The sequence below is a fragment of the Streptomyces bikiniensis genome (assembly GCF_000716625.1).
Lineage (GTDB): Bacteria > Actinomycetota > Actinomycetes > Streptomycetales > Streptomycetaceae > Streptomyces > Streptomyces bikiniensis.
In genome coordinates, this window is record NZ_JNXJ01000005.1 from 161,258 (window position 1) to 177,964 (window position 16,707).

A 16,707-nucleotide genomic window follows, 5' to 3' on the forward strand; every position below is an offset into this window, starting at 1 on the left:
CCGCCTCGACTCCGCTCCCGCCGAGTCGCCCTCGCTCGTTCCTCACTCGGAAGCCTCGGCCTGCGCTGCGTCCCGGCCGCGCCGCTCGTCCACCAGGGTGACGACGCACTCGATCACCTGGTCGAGCGTGAGGTCGGTGGTGTCGACCTCGACGGCGTCGTCGGCCTTGGCGAGCGGGGAGGTCTTGCGGCTGGAGTCGGCCGCGTCCCGCTTGACCAGGGCCTCCTGGGTGGCGCGCACGTCGGCGCCCTTGAGCTCGCCGGAGCGGCGGGCGGCGCGGGCCTCGGGCGAGGCGGTGAGGAAGATCTTGAGGTCGGCGTCGGGCAGGACGGTGGTGCCGATGTCCCGGCCCTCGACGACGATGCCGTGCTCGGCGCCCCGGGCGATGGTCCGCTGGAGCTCGGTGATGAGCGCGCGCACCTCGGGGACGGCGCTGACGGCGCTGACCCTGGAGGTGACCTCCTCGGTGCGGATGGGGCCGGAGGCGTCGACGCCGTCCACGGTGATGGTGGGCCGGGACGGGTCGGTGCCGGAGACGATGACCGGCTTGGCGGCGACGGCGGCGATCGCCCCGGCGTCGGAGACGTCCACGCCGTTGCTGATCATCCACCAGGTGATCGCCCGGTACTGGGCGCCGGTGTCGAGGTAGCTCAGCCCCAGCTTGGCGGCGACCGCCTTCGAGGTGCTCGACTTGCCCGTGCCGGACGGCCCGTCGATGGCGACGATCACGGATTCCACGGTGGGAACACCTTCCTGGGGTGGGGTGGCAGGACCCGGCGGGGTCGCGACGGGCTTCCCCCAAGGTTACCGAGTCCCACGCACCCGTTCGGCCCAGCCCGGTTGCGGCCGCGCACGGGGGCGGGCCGCGTCAGCCCGTACGGAGCGCCCAGCCGCGTTCCTGGAGGGCGGTGCCGAGGACCGGGGCGGCCGAGGGCTCCACCATGAGCTGGACCAGGCCGGCCTGCTGGCCGGTCGCGTGCTCGATGCGGACGTCCTCGATGTTGACGCCCGCGCGGCCCGCGTCGGCGAAGATCCGGGCCAGCTCGCCGGGCCGGTCGCTGATGAGGACGGCGACGGTCTCGTAGGCGGCGGGGGCGGCGCCGTGCTTGCCGGGGACGCGGGAGCGGCCGGCGTTGCCGCGGCGCAGGACGTCCTCGACGCCGGTGGCGCCGTCCCGGCGCTCGTCCTCGTCGGAGGACTGGAGGGAGCGCAGGGCGCGGACGGTCTCGTCGAGGTCGGCGGCGACGCCGGAGAGGACGTCGGCGACGGGGCCGGGGTTGGCGGAGAGGATCTCGACCCACATGCGGGGGTCGGAGGCGGCGATCCGGGTGACGTCGCGGATGCCCTGGCCGCAGAGGCGCACGGCCGACTCGTCGGCCTCCTCCAGGCGCGCGGCGACCATGGAGGACACCAGCTGCGGGGTGTGGGAGACCAGGGCGACGGCCCGGTCGTGGGCGTCGGCGTCCATGACGACGGGAACGGCCCGGCAGAGGGCGACCAGCTCCAGGGCGAGGTTCAGGACCTCGGTGTCGGTGTCCCGGGTCGGGGTGAGGACCCACGGCCGGCCCTCGAAGAGGTCGGCGGTGGCCGCGAGCGGGCCGGAGCGCTCCTTGCCGGACATGGGGTGGCTGCCGATGTACGCGGTGAGGTCGAGGCCCAGGGCCTCCAGCTCCCGCTTCGGTCCGCCCTTGACGCTGGCGACGTCCAGGTAGCCGCGGGCGAGGCCGGTGGTCATGGCCTCGGCGAGGGTGGCGGCGACGTGGGCGGGGGGCACGGCGACGACGGCGAGGTCCACGGGGCCCTCGGGCGCCTCGTCGGTGCCGGCGCCGAGCGCGGCGGCGGTGCGGGCGCGGGCCGGGTCGTGGTCGCGCAGGTGGACGGTGACGCCCCGCCCGGCGAGGGCGAGGGCGGCGGAGGTGCCGATCAGGCCGGTTCCGATGACGAGCGCTGTTCTCACTGGGCGATGTCCTTGCGCAGGGCGGCCGCGGCACCGAGGTAGACGTGCGCGATCCGGGGCTTGGGCAGCTCGGTCTCGACGTGGGCGAGGAGCCGGACGACCCTCGGCATGGCGCCCTCGACGTCGAGTTCCTGGGCGCAGATCAGGGGGACGTCGACGATCCCGGTGTGCCGGGCCGCGGCGGCGGGGAAGTCGCTGTGCAGATCGGGCGTGGCAGTGAACCAGATGCTGATGAGGTCCTCGGCGGTGAGGCCGTTGCGTTCGAGGACGGCGGTGAGCAGCTCCTCGACCCGCTCGCGCATGTGCCCGGCCTCGTCCCGGTCCAGCTGGACGGCGCCTCGGACCGCTCGTACCGCCACGTCGTGCTCCTTCGCCTGCGTCAGTGCTCCGTTCAGCCTAGTCAGCGGCGGGGGCCGGGGAGGACGGCGCCCGCTCTCCGAGACGGGGCGGGCGTACGGGACGGGGCGGGCGTACGGGAGAAGGGGGCCGGTGCCACGCGCACCCGCGCGCTCCGCCACCCGGGGTACGGGCGCAGGCGTGTCGCGGGACCCGGCGGCGGGCGCGTGGCCAAGCTGGCGCCATGACGTCCCACAGCACGAGCCGCCGCACCGTCCTGTTCGCCGCCGCGGCCCTGACGACGACGGGCTGCGGCTCGGACGGGGGCGGGGACGGGGGCGACGGCGGTACGACGGCGGGCACCCCCGAGGCGCCGGACGCCCCGGAGACGCCGGAGGCCCCCGATTCCCCGGACACCCCGGACACCCCGGAGGCCCCCGAGGAGGACGGCGAGGCGCTGGCCAGGACCTCCGAGATCCCGGTCGGCGGCGGAACGGTCTTCCGGGAGGAGAAGGTGGTGGTCACGCAGCCGACGGCCGGCGAGTTCAAGGCGTTCTCGGCGGTCTGCACCCACCAGGGGTGCCTGGTGGACAAGGTCGCGGACGGCACCATCGACTGCCCCTGCCACGGTTCGAAGTTCCGTGTCGCGGACGGCTCGGTGGTGACGGGCCCGGCCACCCGCCCGCTCCCCGCCGAGCAGATTATCGTCTCGGGTGAAACGATCACCCTCGCGTAGCCTGCCCGGCATGACTCCGGACGAGCTGGTGCGCGAGCACACGATCTACTCCTGCGTGATGGGATCGCGCGCCTTCGGTCTGGCGACCGAGGGCAGCGACACGGACCTCCGGGGCGTCTACCTGGCCCCGACGCCGCTCTTCTGGCGCTTCGACAAGCCCCCGGCACACGTGGAGGGCCCGGCCCCGGAGCAGTTCAGCTGGGAGCTGGAACGCTTCTGCGAGCTGGCCCTGCGCAACAACCCGAACGTCCTGGAGTGCCTCCACTCCCCCGTGGTCGAGTACGCCGACGACCTCGGCCGCGAGCTGGTCGCGCTGCGCGGCGCCTTCCTCTCCCGGCAGGCGCACCGGACGTTCGTGCGGTACGCGGGCGGCCAGCGCCGCAAGCTGGACGCGGACGTGCGCCAGTACGGGCAGCCGCGCTGGAAGCACGCCATGCACCTGCTGCGGCTCCTGGCGAGCTGCCGCGACCTGCTGCGCACGGGCGAGCTGAGCATCGGCGTCGGGGAGGACCGCGACCGCCTCCTCGCGGTCAGGCGCGGCGAAGTGGCCTGGCCGGAGGTCGAGTCCTGGATGAACCGCCTCCAGGAGGAGGCCGACCGGGCCCACGACGCCTCCCCGCTGCCCCTCGCACCGGACCGCGCGCGCGTGGAGGACTTCCTGGCCCGCGCCCGCCGCGCGTCAGCCCTGCGGGAGCTGTAGCCGGGCCCGTACGACGAGGTCGTGCAGGGCGTCGTGGGCGCGGACCGCATCCGGGAGGCGGGAGGCGGCGCGGGCCTCGTCCAGGACCGCGTGCAGGGCCTCCGTCTCGGCCCGTACGGCCTCGGGGTCCACCTCGGCCCGCCCGTGCTCGGCCGCCGCCTTGGCGGCGACGAGGCCGGGGATCCGGGCGGGGGCCTCGGGGACCTCCTCCACCAGGGTCGGCAGGTGCGCCTGCACCTCGCCCGCCCGCATCAGGTGGATGCCGGTGAGCAGGGCCCGGTAGGTGTAGAGCAGGGGCTTGAGCTCGCCGCTCTTCTCGTACAGCCGCCACTGCGTCCCGGCGAAGCCCCGGTAGTGGTGCGCGTGGTGGTGGGTGAGCACGTCGGGGACGAGCGCGACCAGCTCCGCGTGGACGTCGGAGGTGTGCGCCACCAGCGGGGAGGTGAGCTGCTCCAGGACGTAGCCGTTGCGGCGCAGCATCAGGCGGGCGAACTTCCGCAGGTCGTGGGTGACCAGGTCCATCTCGACCCCGTCGCGGTCCCACATCCGGCTCCGGGTCTCCTCCGGTTCGCGCAGCCCGACCAGCGCCTCGGCCGGCAGCAGGTGCGCGCCGCGCAGGTCCACGTCCGAGTCGCGGGACGGGAACCCGTACAGGTGCGCGCCCGAGACGGTCGCGAAGAGGAGCGGGTCGGGCTGCTCCGCCACGACGGCGGACAGGTCCGTGCCCCGGGAGGGGTCGAGCTGCGAGGGATCGAGGGCGAGCGTCATGGCTCAAGCGTCCCAGAGGGCGCCGAAGGCGAGGAGGTCGCTCCGGTACTCGACGCGGTCCGCCCACTCCGCCGGCCAGGCGTCCGCGCCGAGGTGGGCCCCGGCGAAGGCGCCCGCGAGGGCGGCGATCGAGTCGGAGTCGCCCCGGGTGCAGGCGGCCCGGCGCAGGGCGGTGAGGGGGTCGCCGGGGAAGAGCAGGAAGCAGAGCAGCCCGGTCGCCAGGGCCTCCTCCGCGACCCAGCCGTCGCCGGTGTACGTGCAGGGGTCGAGCTCCGGGTCGGCCGTGCGCTGGACGGCGTCCAGGCGCTCCAGGACCGCCAGGCACTCGTCCCAGCCGCGCTCGGTGAAGTGCCGGGCGGAGGGGTGCTGGGAGCGGGTCCACAGGTCCCCGAGCCACTCCTCGTGGTAGCGGGAGCGGTTCTCGTACGCGTACGAGCGGAGCTGTCCGACGAGTCCGGCCGGGTCCACACCCCGCGCGAGCAGGTGCACGGCGCGGGCGGTCAGGTCGGAGGCGGCGAGCGCGGTGGGGTGGCCGTGGGTCAGCGCCGACTGGAGCTGCGCGGCGCCCGCCCGCTGCTCGTCGCTCAGACCGGGGACGAGACCGATGGGGGTGACCCGCATGTTGGCGCCGCAGCCCTTGGAATGGATCTGGCCGGCGTCCTGCCAGGGCACGTCGGTCGTCAGCAGTTGGCAGGCGACCATGCAGGTGCGGCCGGGGGCGCGGTTGTTCTCCGGCGACCGGTACCAGTCGACGAACTCCTCGCGCACCGACCGGGCGAGGCGCCTCGGGGCGAGGACGCCCCGGTCCATGGCCGTGCGGATGCCCCGGGCGAAGGCGAGGGCCATCTGGGGGCATGACCCAGATACGCCAGAAACCCGCCACGGGATGATCTTGGAGCGAGCGAATCGCTCTCAGCGCGGGTTCCCGGCCACGAGAGCGTTGACGCGGTTCTCGTACTCGCGGCGAGCCTTGCGCTGGGCGGGGATCGCCCCGGCTCCGTCGAGGACCTGGCAGCGATCGAGGAGCTGGCGGTGGACTGCTGGCACGGTGGTGACGCGGAGGGTGTAGCCCGTGCCGCGTCGTACGGCCTGGCCCTGGTCGAGCGCGGCTCGCTCGGCGTCGTCCAGCTCGGCGGTGCGGAGGAAGTCGGCGACCTTGCCGGGCACGTCGAGGGTGACGAGCAGTTCCGGGGGCGGGACAGCTTCGTCGGTGACGTGCTCGGGCAGGAGATCGGCGACGGCGGTACGGATAGCGCCGCGGCTGACGCCCTGCTCGCGGGCCAAGGCGGCGATGGACTGGCCCTCCAGGTATGCGGTGCGTACGTCGGTGACCGTCTCGCCCGCGAGGGCGGGCCGGCGCCCGCCCCTGTTGCCTTTGGCCTCGGCGGCGCGCAGTCCGTCGTACGTCAGCTCGCGCTGGAGGTCGCGCTGGAGTTCGCCGGCGGCGGCGAGGGTCTGCACCATGAACTTCACGGTGGACAGCAGCTCGCCGGTGCGCGGGTGGCGGGCGGTGAGGTCCATGCCGGAGAACGCCCCGTCGTGGATGCGCAGGGCGAGACGGTCGCGGTGCAGGACGTCGAGCACGTCGAGGATGTGCCCGGTGCCGCGTACGAGGCGGAACATCTCGGAGATGTGCACGGTGTCGCCCGGCCGCGCGTAGGTGAGCAGGTCGCCGAACTTCGGGCGCTCCAGTGGGTGGAGGCGGCTGGAGGTGCCGGCCTCCTCCTCGAAGACGACCGGGTCCTCGATTCCGGCCTCGTGAAGGACGAGGTTCTGGCGGTCGGTCGACTGCTGGTCGGTCGACACCCGCTTGTAGACGAGATTGGCCACGCTGTCCCTCGCTTCTGCCGCCCCATCGGACCTCGGGTGTCATCTAACCCTGTCCTCAACGGCCATCGGATCTCATTGGATCCGGGCCGCCGTGAGGCCCCGGAAAGTCCGGGTTCATTGGACGCGGACCGCTCCTGTCTTCATTCGATCCTTTCCCGACAGGCGGAGAGGCTGCAACCTTGGGGAACACTTGTGCCACCGAGCGCTGGTTGTGAACCCGCGGCCCTTCGTCGTCCACGATCTCGGGTCACGGTGGGCTCGGTACGTCGGCGGGTATCAGTTCACCGTAGCCGTGGCGCCCGCGCTGGCGGAGAGGACGACGGTGGTACGGGTGCACGGGCGGCCGTGGACAGTGGCGTGCTCGGCGGGGGCGGTGTGGCCGTTGACGGTGATGGTGGGGTGGGTGCCGTCGAAGTGCGGCTGCCATTTGTAGGCGCGGGTGGCGGAGTGGTTGGTGGCGGTGCTGGAGGTGTGGCCGTCGTGGCGGACGGTGATGCTGTCGGGGCCGAGGGGGATGTGGGCTGCTTGCAGCCAGTCGATGCCAGCGGGCAGGTGGGAGTGAGTGGCAAATGCGTTGCCCGGGGCGTCGGGGGTGATGCCGAGGAGACCTTCGATCGTCTGGTGGATAAGGGTGTAGGAGACCTCGGGGTACTCGCCGTTGGTGCCTTGGCGGGGTACGGGGTGGTCGTCGTTTCGGGCGTCGTAGATGCGCTGCATCCACTGCCAGGCGCGGTCGTTGTGGCCGTGGGGGAAGAACGTGTCGGGAAGGTAGGTGAGGGCCTCGATGTTGTGTGGGCGGGTGTTGGGGTCGCCAACCTGCTGGTGGATGAAGTTGAGGTAGTCGGTGGTGCGCTGGCCTGGGGCGGTGATGTCCTTCATGGGCATGAACCAGCTGTTCTCGCGGCCCCAGCCGGTGAGCGCCTGGCCGCTGGTGGAGTAGGCGCGGATCATGTCGTGGCCGTGGCCGCTACCGGCCCAGGTGGTGTTGAAATAGTCCTTCAGGTCGCGGGCCTCCTGGGCGGCGTGGTCAGCGAGGGTGGTGTCGCCGCGGGCCTGGGCGAGGACTGAGACGGCGAGGTGGGCCTGGTACTGGGAGGCGATTGCGTCCCCGGCCTCTGCAAGTGGCTGGCCGCCTTCGTCGTAGCTGGCGACGCCGCGAAAGATGTCCTGGCCTGGGGCGCGGGCGATGGTGACGCGGTCGTTCTTCGCGGTCCCGTGGGAGCGGAGGAAATCGTCGGTGGTGTGGCGGTAGAACGCCCACAGGGTCTCGTCGGTGATCCAGGTCCGGTCGCCGGTCCATCGGTAGGCGTGGGCGGCTCTTTCGACGAGTTCGAAGGGTGCGGGCAGTTCGCGTACGAAGGAGTCGGTGCCGCGGTAGTCGATGGCGTGCGCGGTGGTGGTGTCGAAGTTCATCGACCACACCGGGTACCAGCCGCGCTCAGAGGTGGCGGAGCGTGCGAAGGACCGCAGCATGGTGAGGGTTTCGGTGTGCAGGCCGAGGAGGAGTGCGCCGGGGACCTGGTGGGCGAAGTCGCGCATGTAGTAGGCGCTGCGGTGGGCATAGCCGGCCCAGAAGCTGGGTCGGTAGGTCGCGGTGGAGGTGCCGGTGGGGTGGTTTTCGTCGGCGTTGACCGGGCCTGGTGTGCCGGCGAGGTGGACCCAGCTGTTGGCCTTGGTTTTCGCCCAGGCGAACATGGCGGCGGCTGTGGGGTTGGAGGAGGTCACCACGGGGTCGGCGGGCGCGGCGGGCGACAGCATCGCGTCGTCGGCGTTGACCCAGGCGTGGGCGTTGGTAAGGGCGACGGTGAGTCGGTCACCGGCCGCGACGGCAACGGCGGGGGTGGTGGAGCGTGTGTAGCGGGCGCGTCCTGGCAGCGGTGTGCTGGCGGGTGCGGTGTTGTCGGTGGAGGCTTGCAGGGTGCCGCCGTCGTTGCCTGCGGCGGTCCAGATCGAGGCCATGACCCGGCACGGGCCGGTTGCGGTCATGGTCTGGGAGACCTGCGTTCCGGGTGTGGCGTCGAGGTAGGCGTGGCGGGTGCCGGTGTGGGGGTTGTTGGTGCCGATGCCGGCGTGTGCGGTGAAGGTCCAGCCGTGCGTGCCCTCCTCGAAGCCGGGGTTCGTCATGAGGAGGGGAGCAAACGGGAGGGCGTTGATCGCGATGTCGTCGATGTTGGTCCAGCCGTCGCCGGACTGGACCGCGATGGTAAGCCGGTCACCGGCGTTTACCGTGATCGCGGGCAGGGTGTGTCGGGTGTAAGGCTGCGCGCTGCTGAGAGGGAACGTCTCGATCAGGATGTCGTTGCGGCTGAGGCTGAAGGTCGCGCCGCCTGCGCCGGTGGCGATCCACGCTGAGGCTTCGTAGGTTCCTGGCGCGGCGGCGGTGACCGTCTGGGTGAGGGCTCTACCCGGCCCCGCGTCGAGGTAGGCATGGTGGATGCCGCTGTGCGGGTTGTTGGTGGCCACGCCCGCGCCGGTGGTGAACGTCCAGCCGAGCGTTCCGTCTTCGAATCCGGGATTGGCCAGGTCCAAGGGCGGCGGTCCCGTGGGGGCGGGCTCGGTGGGAGCAAAAGTGGTGGGGGCTGTGTTGCGCACCGCTTCGGTCATGGAGATTCCTGTTCGCTGGGGCAGGAGGCGCCGGCCCGGGCATACCCCGGAGGGTGCGGTGGCCATGAGGGCGGTCGCGGGCGCGGCACCGAACGCGCTGACAGGCGCAGGGTGCAGCGCCCGCGTGGGCCGGGTCAGTCAGTTGTGGCCGCGGTGGACACAGAGCAGCTGGTCTTTGCGGTCGGAGGGGGCGTGCTTGTCGCGGTAGGCGATCAGCGCCGGGTCGGAGGCCGTCTGGTGACTGGGGAACTTCTGGTCCGGGGACCAGGTGCTCCCGTCGAAGGTCAGCCAGTACATGTTGGTGTCGGTGTGGGCGCCGCGGTGCGCGCAGTACAGCTTGTCCTGGAAGACTTCCAGTGCAGCGCCGGTGGAGGTGCGGTGCTTGCCGCTGCTGGTGACGATCTCCTCGTCCTTGGTCCACGACGACCCATCGAACCGGGTCCACCACAAGGTGGTGTTGGTGTCGGCGCCCTGGTGAACGCAGTACAGGCGGTCCCTGTAGACCGCCAGGCCCGGCTCCGAGGCGGTGGCCTGCCAGTCTGGGAACTTGTGGTCATCAGACCACGAGCTGCCGTCGAAGGTCATCCACCACAGCTGCGGGTCGCCTGCGCCGCGGTGCACGCAGTACAGCCGGTCCCGGTAAACCGCCAGCGCTGGCCCGGTGCGCGAGAAGCCGGGCATTTTGGTGTCGGAGCTCCACGAGCTGCCGTCGAACACGGTGTACCACAGCTGGTCGTCGCCTGCGCCGCGGTGCACGCAGTACAGCTTGTCCTGGAACACCGCGAGCGCTGGTCCTCCGGCGCTGTGGTGCCCAGGGAATCTGTTGTCCTCGCCCCAGCCCTTGTCCGGGTCGTAGACCGCCCACCACAGCGAGTCGTCGTTCGCGCCGCGGTGCACCGCGTACAGCTTCCCGTGGTACTCCGCCAGCGCCGGCGCGTCCCAGCTCTCGTGGCCGGGGAACGCCTGGTCCTTGTTCCAGTGCCACGCGCTTTTGTCGGAGTCCCACGCATAAGTGGTCCACCACAGCTTGACGTCCTGGACCGGCGCGTCCTCGCGCGTGGGGATCAGCATCGCCGGTGACACCCACGGCGAGCTCAGCTTCACCCCGTTGTCCCCCGCCACCGCCTCGATCCACTTGGTCTGCGCCATGACGGCGACCTCGACGACCTCCTTGATCCCCTCAGGCAGAAACGGCTTGAGGACTTCACCGAGGAGTTCGCGGCCCTTGATGTAGTACTTCACCGCCTCGTGGTCGAGATGGAGGTCGAACCCCCACCAATGCGTCTCAACCCACACCTTGCCGTTACTCACCCGCGAACTCCTCACACTCGCAGAAACCGCCGAATGCCGACCATTTAGTCGGCTGTTTGATCCTTGCCCGCTGGTCACGGCCTGCCCAGGGACGATCACCCGGTTGCAGCGCCCGAACGGCGGGCGCACGAATGCGTATACGGGGGCGCATACGTACGGGTCCCGAGCGCCCCAGCTTGAGGCGCACCCGACGCAGTGGAGTCGATCGCGCATGCATTGGCCTGCGCTGACCTCGCCGGGGGCACGGTTGGCGCCCTATCGACTGCCCAGGACGCTCCTGTGTGGGTCTGCCGCTGACGGTCGGCTGCCTCGGTTACTCGGTGCCGGTCTCGTCTTCGTCCAGCTCCGGCGAGTCGACGCGGTGAAGCTGTAACGTCCGACGCGGGACCGTCCACGACACTGGGTTGGTCAGGCCGCCCGGCCGTAGCTGTCCGACGCGGGCGTCGCCTCACCGCGCAGCGGGCTGAAGTCGACGTCCAGGTGCGGGTCGTACGCCTCGGGCTGGATGCCGAGTTCGTGGGTGGAGTACTCGCCGAAGCGGCGGATGTGCTCGGTCAGGTACGGCGAGATGTGGGCCAGGTCCTCGGGGTCGACGACGTAGCCCTCCTCCTGGAGCTGGCGCACGATCTCGGCGATGTCCAGGGCGTTGTGAAAGATCACCGCGTTCGTGAGCAGGGCGTTGAATTTCGCGGTCTTCTCCTGCTCGACGGGGTCGTTGTCGGTGATGACGCCGCCGTTGCCGAAGCCGATCCACTGGGAGAAGCCGTTGAACGCCTCGACCTTGTTCGTGGCGGCGGTCACCCGTCGGCGCAGCGGAGCGTCCGAGAGGTAGCGCAGGAGCTGGATGGTGCGGATGACGCGGCCGACCTCGCGGAAGGCGGTGTAGGTGGCGTTCTTGCGTGAGCCGGCGCGCAGGCGCCGCAGCAGCAGCGTGGAGGAGATGGCGCCCTCGCGTACGGAGACAGCCACGCGCATCAGGTGCCGGAACTGGGATTCGATCAGGTCGAAGTCGATGACGTTGCGGCCCGGCTCTCCGAACAGGGCGTCGATGTGCACGTACTCGGTCCGCTTCGTGGGCCGGTAGAAGGTCAGGTCCTTCCAGTTCCTGATCCTGGGCATCAGGTCGAAGCCCAGCAGGTGGGCGAGCGCGAAGACCGGGAACGACTGGCCCTGCGTATCCGCGTGCACCGTGGTCGGCTTCACCTCGGAGGTGTTCTTCAGCAGGCCCTCGATGATGTAGACGGCCTCCCACACCCCGCACGGGATGAAGTGCGTGAACAACGCGATGTAAGTGTCCGAGATGTGGTGGTAGGCGATGCCGCCCGGCTTGCCGTACCGCACGGACGTCTCGGACAGCAGGTTGTTGAGGTAGGTGTCCATGTGGGTGCCGTCCGCGGCGACCGCGGAGCCGTCGCCCCACGCCTGGGAGATGTCCAGGCGGGCGTGCGCGTTGACCAGGTCGGCGATCGCCTCGTTCAGCGTCGGGATGGAGAAGTGCCGGTTCGCGGCCAGCGACAGCTCGTGCCCGCTCACGCCGGGAATGTGGCGGGCGGCCTCGTAGGGGCCCATGTTCGTGCCCTTCACGAACGTGGTGATCACGTACCGGCCGAAGGGGTCCTTCAGCTTCGGCTCGTTGCCGGAGGCCGGGCCGAAGCGGCGCCACCACTCCACCCAGTACGCCGTGCGGGAGATGATCCCGAGCAGGGAGCGCTCCGGCATCCGGGCCTTGATCTCCTGCTCCAGGGCCTTCGCCGAGGCCCGCTGGCCCTCGGAGCGGTGGGCCTTGAGGGAGGGGATGCCGGTCTCCGGATCGATGACCAGGCCCTCGTTGTCCGGGTACCCGGCATCCGCCGCAGCGGCAGCCGCGGTGAGCTTGTCCTCCAGCTGCCGCCGGAACGTCACCGCGTCGTACGGCGTCGTGTCGCCGGGCTCGGCGAGACCGACCTCCGCCAGGTAGTCGCCCAGCTTTGCCTCGACGGCCTCCCACGGCAGAAGCTGCTCGCTCCAGTCGGCGTACTCCTCGGAGTCGGCCACCGCGACGTCACCGATCCGCAGCTCCTCGGCGAGTGCGGCGAACACCATCGCCTCGAAGTGCTTGCGCACGAAGGCACCCGGCCGGTTCTTGTCCCGTACGGCCTTCTGCCAGTTCAGCGTGGCGAACGAGATGTCGACCGGGCGGCCGTCCTCGTGCCGCTCGGGGATGTAGTCGCGCAGGTTCTTGTGGCGGCGGGCGTGCGCGAGCGCGTCCAGGACGCGGTTGTCCTCGGAGGTTGCCCGCAGTTCCAGGCGGCTGGTCAGGTCGTACATGGTGGAGCGGTCCTTGAGCAGGTGCCCGTACAGCAGCACCTCCCAGTAGTTGCCGTGATGGGCGGCCACCTTCTCGATCTGCTCGTACTGCCCCTCGAACCCGCCGAAGTCGTCCACCGCCGCAGCCGGTGCTCCCAGGGCGCCGGCCTGTACGCGCAGGGCCTTCGCCATCGTGTGCAGCGCGGGTGCGAGCCCCTCGCCGAGCCGGTCCGCGACGGTGTCAGGCCCGGCATCCTGACCGAGCTCCCCGACCACCGTCAGGATCTCGGCAGTCAGCGCGGCCGCCTTCTCCCGCGCGGCCTGCACGGGACTGTCGGAGTCGATGTGCTGGAGCACCGTACGGTAGTTCCCGATCAACGCCTCGACGATGGCCTGCTGCTGATCCCGGATCTGCTCCAGCTCCGCCTTGGCCCGCTTGACCTGCAACGCGATCCGCTTGCAGAACATCGTGGTCAGGTCGTCCCGGGCCCGCATCCGTGCCTTGTGGACCAGGCACACCAGCAGCGCGAGCCGCTTCACCAGGTTGTAGTCCCGCAGCCCCGGCGCATCTGCGGCATCCGCCTCACCGGCGAAATCCGTGATCTTCCCCGAGGTGACGCCAGCCAGCCACAGCCCGGTCTCGCCCAGCTCGTCCACCCACCCCAGATGCTCGGCCTGGGCACGGAAGTGCGACCACGTCGGGGCCTTCGCCGACTGCTTCAGCCGGTTGTACTTCGTGGTGCCCGAGGGGTCCTTCTCCGACAGCAACGCAAGCAGCCGCTCGCGGTGGGCCTCGCTGAGCTGGTCGTAGACGCCCATGCAGATTGAGGCGTTCACCTCGGTGCGGACCTTCGCCGCGAGCGCGTCCAGCGTGGTGAAGCCCGGCAGCTCCAGCCCGGCCTCGACGACCTTCTCCAACGCGATGTTGATCAGATCGGCCGGCCGGTTCTTCGACACCGCCTCGCTCCGCATCACCGCCTCGGCGATCTTCCGGGCCCTCGCCTTGTCGTACGACAGGCCCGTCCGCTGGCGTACGGCGGTTCGCTGCCGTTCCGCCGTACGGTTCGCGGCCTTCGGCACCGTGCCCTCCTGCAGGTCCACAGCGCGGCGGACGAAGTCGACCACTGTCTCCGGGATCTCATCCAGCTTCGGGAAGCACCCCATGCGCTGGTACGACTTCAGAGCGAGCAACTGGGCCAAGAGGTGCTCGTCGCAGTCGGTGCGGGCGGCGGCCCACTCGACCTCGTCCCGGCTCGGCGCGAAGAACAGATGCAGCTCATGCGCGGTGATCAGCCGCTTGAACCGCGGATACGCGGTCCGCTCGATCGAGGTCACAGCCCACCCCGCCCCAGACGAAACCCAACATCACCACCAACGACACTGAGCCGAACGAGTGACGGGACAGGGCACTCAACAACTCAAGATCATCCCGTGGCGGGTTTCTGGCGTATCTGGGTCATGCCCCATCTGGGTGTCGTCGGTGACGCGGCCGTTGCCCGGCAGGTCCAGCTCCCGCCACGGGCCGTACCAGCTGATGATGCGCGGCACGTCGATGAACTCCGTGGGGAGTCCCAGCGCGTCGCCGAGCGCGAGTCCGATCAGGGATCCGGTCGCGGCCCGCTTGGCGGCGGTGCGTGCGTGGTTCACGAGGAGCGTCCTTCCGGTCGCAGGAGGGGCGGGTGGAGGGCCGTGGCCCCGCCCGCCCGGTAGAGGGCGGCCGGTTTCCCCCGTCCGCCGGTGAGGCGCGGCGGCCCCTCCACGGCCCGGACGAAGCCGGGCGTGGCGAGGACCTTGCGCCGGAAGTTGGGGCGGTCGAGCTCGACGCCCCAGACCGTCTCGTAGACCTGCCGCAGCTCGCCGAGGGTGAACTCGGGCGGGCAGAAGGCCGTGGCGAGGCAGGTGTACTCGAGTTTGGCGCCGACCCGTTCGTGGGCGTCGGCGAGGATCCGGTCGTGGTCGAAGGCGAGCGGCGCGTGCGTCCCGTACGGGATCCACCGCGCCTGGGCCGCGTCCCCGCCGCCGCGCGGCTCGGGCGGGTCGGGGACGAGCGCGGTGAAGGCGACGGAGACGACCCGCATCCTCGGGTCGCGGTCCGGCTCGGTGTAGGTGCGGAGCTGTTCGAGGTGGAGTCCGGCGACGGTGGTCCCGGAGAGGCCGGTCTCCTCGGCGAGTTCGCGGCGGGCGGCGGTCTCGGCGGACTCGCGGGGCAGCACGAAGCCGCCGGGCAGGGCCCAGGACCCGGCGTACGGCTCCCGGGCGCGTTCGACGAGCAGGACGCGGAGGCTTTCCTCGCGGATCGTGAGGACGGCGAGGTCGACGGTGACGGCGAACGGCTCGAAGGCGTGCGGGTCGTAGCCCTCGGGGGCCCGGTGGGCGGTCATCGGCGCTCCGGCAGGGGGTCGGTGAGGCGGGGGCCCTCGGCGAGCAGCGCGTCCACGGCGGCGACGGCGGTGGCGAGCCGTTCCTCGTGCGGGCCGGTGAGCACGACCGTGCGGCGGCCGGAGTGCGCGAGCTGGGTGAGGAAGCGGGCGGTCATCCAGGGCCGCAGGTGCTCCCCGTCGCGCAGGCCGTCGTCCTCGAAGTCGACGCCCCGGTGGTCGGTGAGCAGCCAGAGGTGCTGGCGGCCGCGGGCGGCGATCTCGCCGGTGTCGGGGCTGGTGGTGCCCATGTAGCGCTCGTGCCAGATGGTGGTGGCGAAGGCGTCGGTGTCGCAGAAGAGGACGGGCGAGCCGTCGCGGGCGGCCTCCTCCTCCAGTTCGGCCTGGCGCTGGGCGATGACGGGGAAGTCGGAGGAGCGGAAGGCGACGTCCGGCCAGGTGGCGCCGGGGCGTTCGGCCCTCAGCTCGGCGAGCTTGAGTTCGCTGTACTCGCGGCCGTACTCCGGTACGTACCGGGTGCGGGCCCAGACGCCGCCGCGCCGCCGGTAGTGGTCGGCGAGGGCGAGGGCCATGGTGGTGGTGCCGGTGGACTCGGCGCCGAGGACGACGACCCGGCGGGTGAGCGCGGCCCGCACGGGGGCCTCCAGGAAGTCCCAGCAGCCGGCGGGGTCCGCGCGGACGGCGGTGCCGGAGACGGGGAAGCGGGCGCGGTCGGGGTCGACGAGGACGGACGCGGCGCCGAAGCGGCGGCCGAGTTCCTCGCCGTAGGGCTCCGAGGTGAAGACGGCGTCGACGCGTTCGGGCACGGCGGCCCGGAAGACGCGCATGTGGGCCTCCCACACGTCGGGGTCGTGGAGGTCGACGGGGTGGTCGTCGACGGCGCCGACGACGAGGGCGTCGGGGTGGACCTCGCGCATCCAGGCGACGCGCTCCTCCAGCGGCACGGACTCGGCGGAGGAGGCGCAGACGAGGACGGTGAGGCGGTCGCAGCGGGCGAGGGCGGTGCGGACGAGGTGGTGGTGGCCGGCGTGCGGCGGATAGAACTTGCCGAGGACGAGGCCGTGCCCGTAGCGCTCCGGCCGCCCGGTGCCGGGGTCGTCGTGCGTCACGCCGCCGCCTCCACCTGTCGCCGGGCGGTCCCCGCGAAGTCCCTGCTCCAGCCGCGCAGGCCGCTCGCGCAGAGCGCCATGAAGCCGACGTACAGCAGGGAGGTCAGGTACAGGCCCTTGTGGGCGTACAGCGGCACGTAGACGACGTCCGCGGCGATCCAGAGCCACCAGGACTCCAGGCGCTTCCGGCACTGGCCGTAGGTGGCCATGAGGGAGAGCGCGGTGGTCAGGGCGTCCCAGAAGGGGACGGTCGAGTCGGTGGCGCGGTCGAGCAGCAGGGTGAGGGCGAGGGTCCCCACCACCCCCGCCGCGAGCAGCCACGCCCATTCGGTGCGCGTGGTGCGGCGCACCGGAAGGGTGTCGGAGCCTGGTCCACCCCCGTGGGTCCAGGTCCACCAGCCGTACGCGGCGAGGGTGATGAAGACGATCTGGAGGCCGGCGTCGGCGTAGAGCCCGGCCTGCGTGAAGAGCAGGACGAAGAAGAGGTTGTTGGCGATGCCGATCGGCCAGTTGGCCACGTGCTGGCGGGCCACCAGCCAGACGCAGAGCGCTCCGCTGCCGAAGCCCAGGACCTCGGTCCAGCTGACCGGGGTGTCCAGGACGGTGAAGAGCGGTTGCTGCAGGGGTTCGAGCAAAGTCGCGAGGCTCACGCCCGCCTCCTTAAGAGTCATGTTGACTATAAAGGGTGGCGG

General features: G+C 71.4%; 13 protein-coding genes and 2 pseudogenes. 2 read left to right on the forward strand and 13 right to left on the reverse strand.

All coding sequences use genetic code 11. From position 1 onward, the window contains the following. Positions 1-42: 42 nt before the first annotated feature. The 3 genes from cmk to aroH all read right to left on the reverse strand — a co-directional run bounded on the left by cmk (position 43) and on the right by aroH (position 2,316). Positions 43-738, reverse strand: coding sequence for a (d)CMP kinase (gene cmk / locus OO47_RS05090; RefSeq protein WP_030212713.1), 696 nt, complete (start codon positions 736-738; stop codon positions 43-45). Positions 739-868: 130 nt separating this feature from the next. Further along, entirely contained in the window at positions 869-1,957 is a 1,089-nt protein-coding gene (locus OO47_RS05095) for a prephenate dehydrogenase (RefSeq protein WP_030212710.1), read from the reverse strand. Next, a complete protein-coding gene (gene aroH / locus OO47_RS05100) occupies positions 1,954-2,316 on the reverse strand; it encodes a chorismate mutase (protein WP_030212707.1) in 363 nt (120 codons plus the stop codon). Before aroH ends, OO47_RS05095 begins: the two co-directional genes overlap by 4 nt. Before the next feature lie 221 nt (positions 2,317-2,537). On the opposite strand from aroH, the gene OO47_RS05105 reads away from it, so the two are divergent. Together OO47_RS05105 and OO47_RS05110 are read left to right on the forward strand one after the other, a co-directional pair. After that, on the forward strand, positions 2,538-3,029 hold the full coding sequence (locus OO47_RS05105) for a Rieske (2Fe-2S) protein (protein ID WP_030212704.1): 492 nt from the start codon (positions 2,538-2,540) through the stop codon (positions 3,027-3,029). A gap of 10 nt (positions 3,030-3,039) precedes the next feature. Then, positions 3,040-3,729 carry a nucleotidyltransferase domain-containing protein gene (locus tag OO47_RS05110; protein WP_030212702.1) on the forward strand — a complete coding sequence of 230 codons (690 nt, stop codon included), beginning with the start codon at positions 3,040-3,042 and terminating at the stop codon, positions 3,727-3,729. Here the strand turns inward: OO47_RS05110 and OO47_RS05115 are convergent. The 10 genes and pseudogenes from OO47_RS05115 to pnuC form a co-directional block, all read right to left on the reverse strand. Beyond that, entirely contained in the window at positions 3,709-4,497 is a 789-nt protein-coding gene (locus OO47_RS05115) for a nucleotidyltransferase domain-containing protein (RefSeq protein ID WP_030212699.1), read from the reverse strand. The genes OO47_RS05110 and OO47_RS05115 overlap by 21 nt on opposite strands. Positions 4,498-4,500: 3 nt before the next feature. Continuing rightward, a pseudogene (locus OO47_RS05120) lies at positions 4,501-5,394 on the reverse strand (ADP-ribosylglycohydrolase family protein); the annotation flags it as partial. A 15-nt stretch (positions 5,395-5,409) separates the two neighbouring features. Continuing rightward, positions 5,410-6,327, reverse strand: coding sequence for a recombinase family protein (locus OO47_RS05125; protein ID WP_030212694.1), 918 nt, complete (start codon positions 6,325-6,327; stop codon positions 5,410-5,412). 276 nt (positions 6,328-6,603) lie between these two features. Further along, positions 6,604-8,931: a carbohydrate-binding protein gene (locus tag OO47_RS05130; RefSeq protein WP_158708627.1), complete on the reverse strand. Its 2,328-nt coding sequence runs from the start codon at positions 8,929-8,931 to the stop codon at positions 6,604-6,606. Positions 8,932-9,069: 138 nt separating this feature from the next. Next, positions 9,070-10,242, reverse strand: a complete 1,173-nt coding sequence (locus OO47_RS33850) for a hypothetical protein (RefSeq protein ID WP_051715931.1) — start codon at positions 10,240-10,242, stop codon at positions 9,070-9,072. Positions 10,243-10,650: 408 nt separating this feature from the next. Next, positions 10,651-13,863 (reverse strand): Tn3 family transposase, encoded by a 3,213-nt coding sequence (locus OO47_RS05140; protein ID WP_051715929.1) that lies wholly within the window; start codon positions 13,861-13,863, stop codon positions 10,651-10,653. A 129-nt stretch (positions 13,864-13,992) separates the two neighbouring features. Then, positions 13,993-14,175 (reverse strand): annotated as a pseudogene (locus OO47_RS05145) (ADP-ribosylglycohydrolase family protein); the annotation flags it as partial. Next, positions 14,172-14,909 (reverse strand): NUDIX hydrolase, encoded by a 738-nt coding sequence (locus OO47_RS05150; RefSeq protein ID WP_030212682.1) that lies wholly within the window; start codon positions 14,907-14,909, stop codon positions 14,172-14,174. The pseudogene OO47_RS05145 and the gene OO47_RS05150, both read right to left, overlap by 4 nt. Beyond that, positions 14,906-16,015: an AAA family ATPase gene (locus OO47_RS05155; RefSeq protein WP_030212681.1), complete on the reverse strand. Its 1,110-nt coding sequence runs from the start codon at positions 16,013-16,015 to the stop codon at positions 14,906-14,908. The genes OO47_RS05150 and OO47_RS05155 overlap by 4 nt, the downstream gene beginning before the upstream one ends. Beyond that, positions 16,012-16,665, reverse strand: coding sequence for a nicotinamide riboside transporter PnuC (gene pnuC / locus OO47_RS05160; RefSeq protein WP_051715926.1), 654 nt, complete (start codon positions 16,663-16,665; stop codon positions 16,012-16,014). The genes OO47_RS05155 and pnuC overlap by 4 nt, the downstream gene beginning before the upstream one ends. Positions 16,666-16,707: the final 42 nt, after the last annotated feature.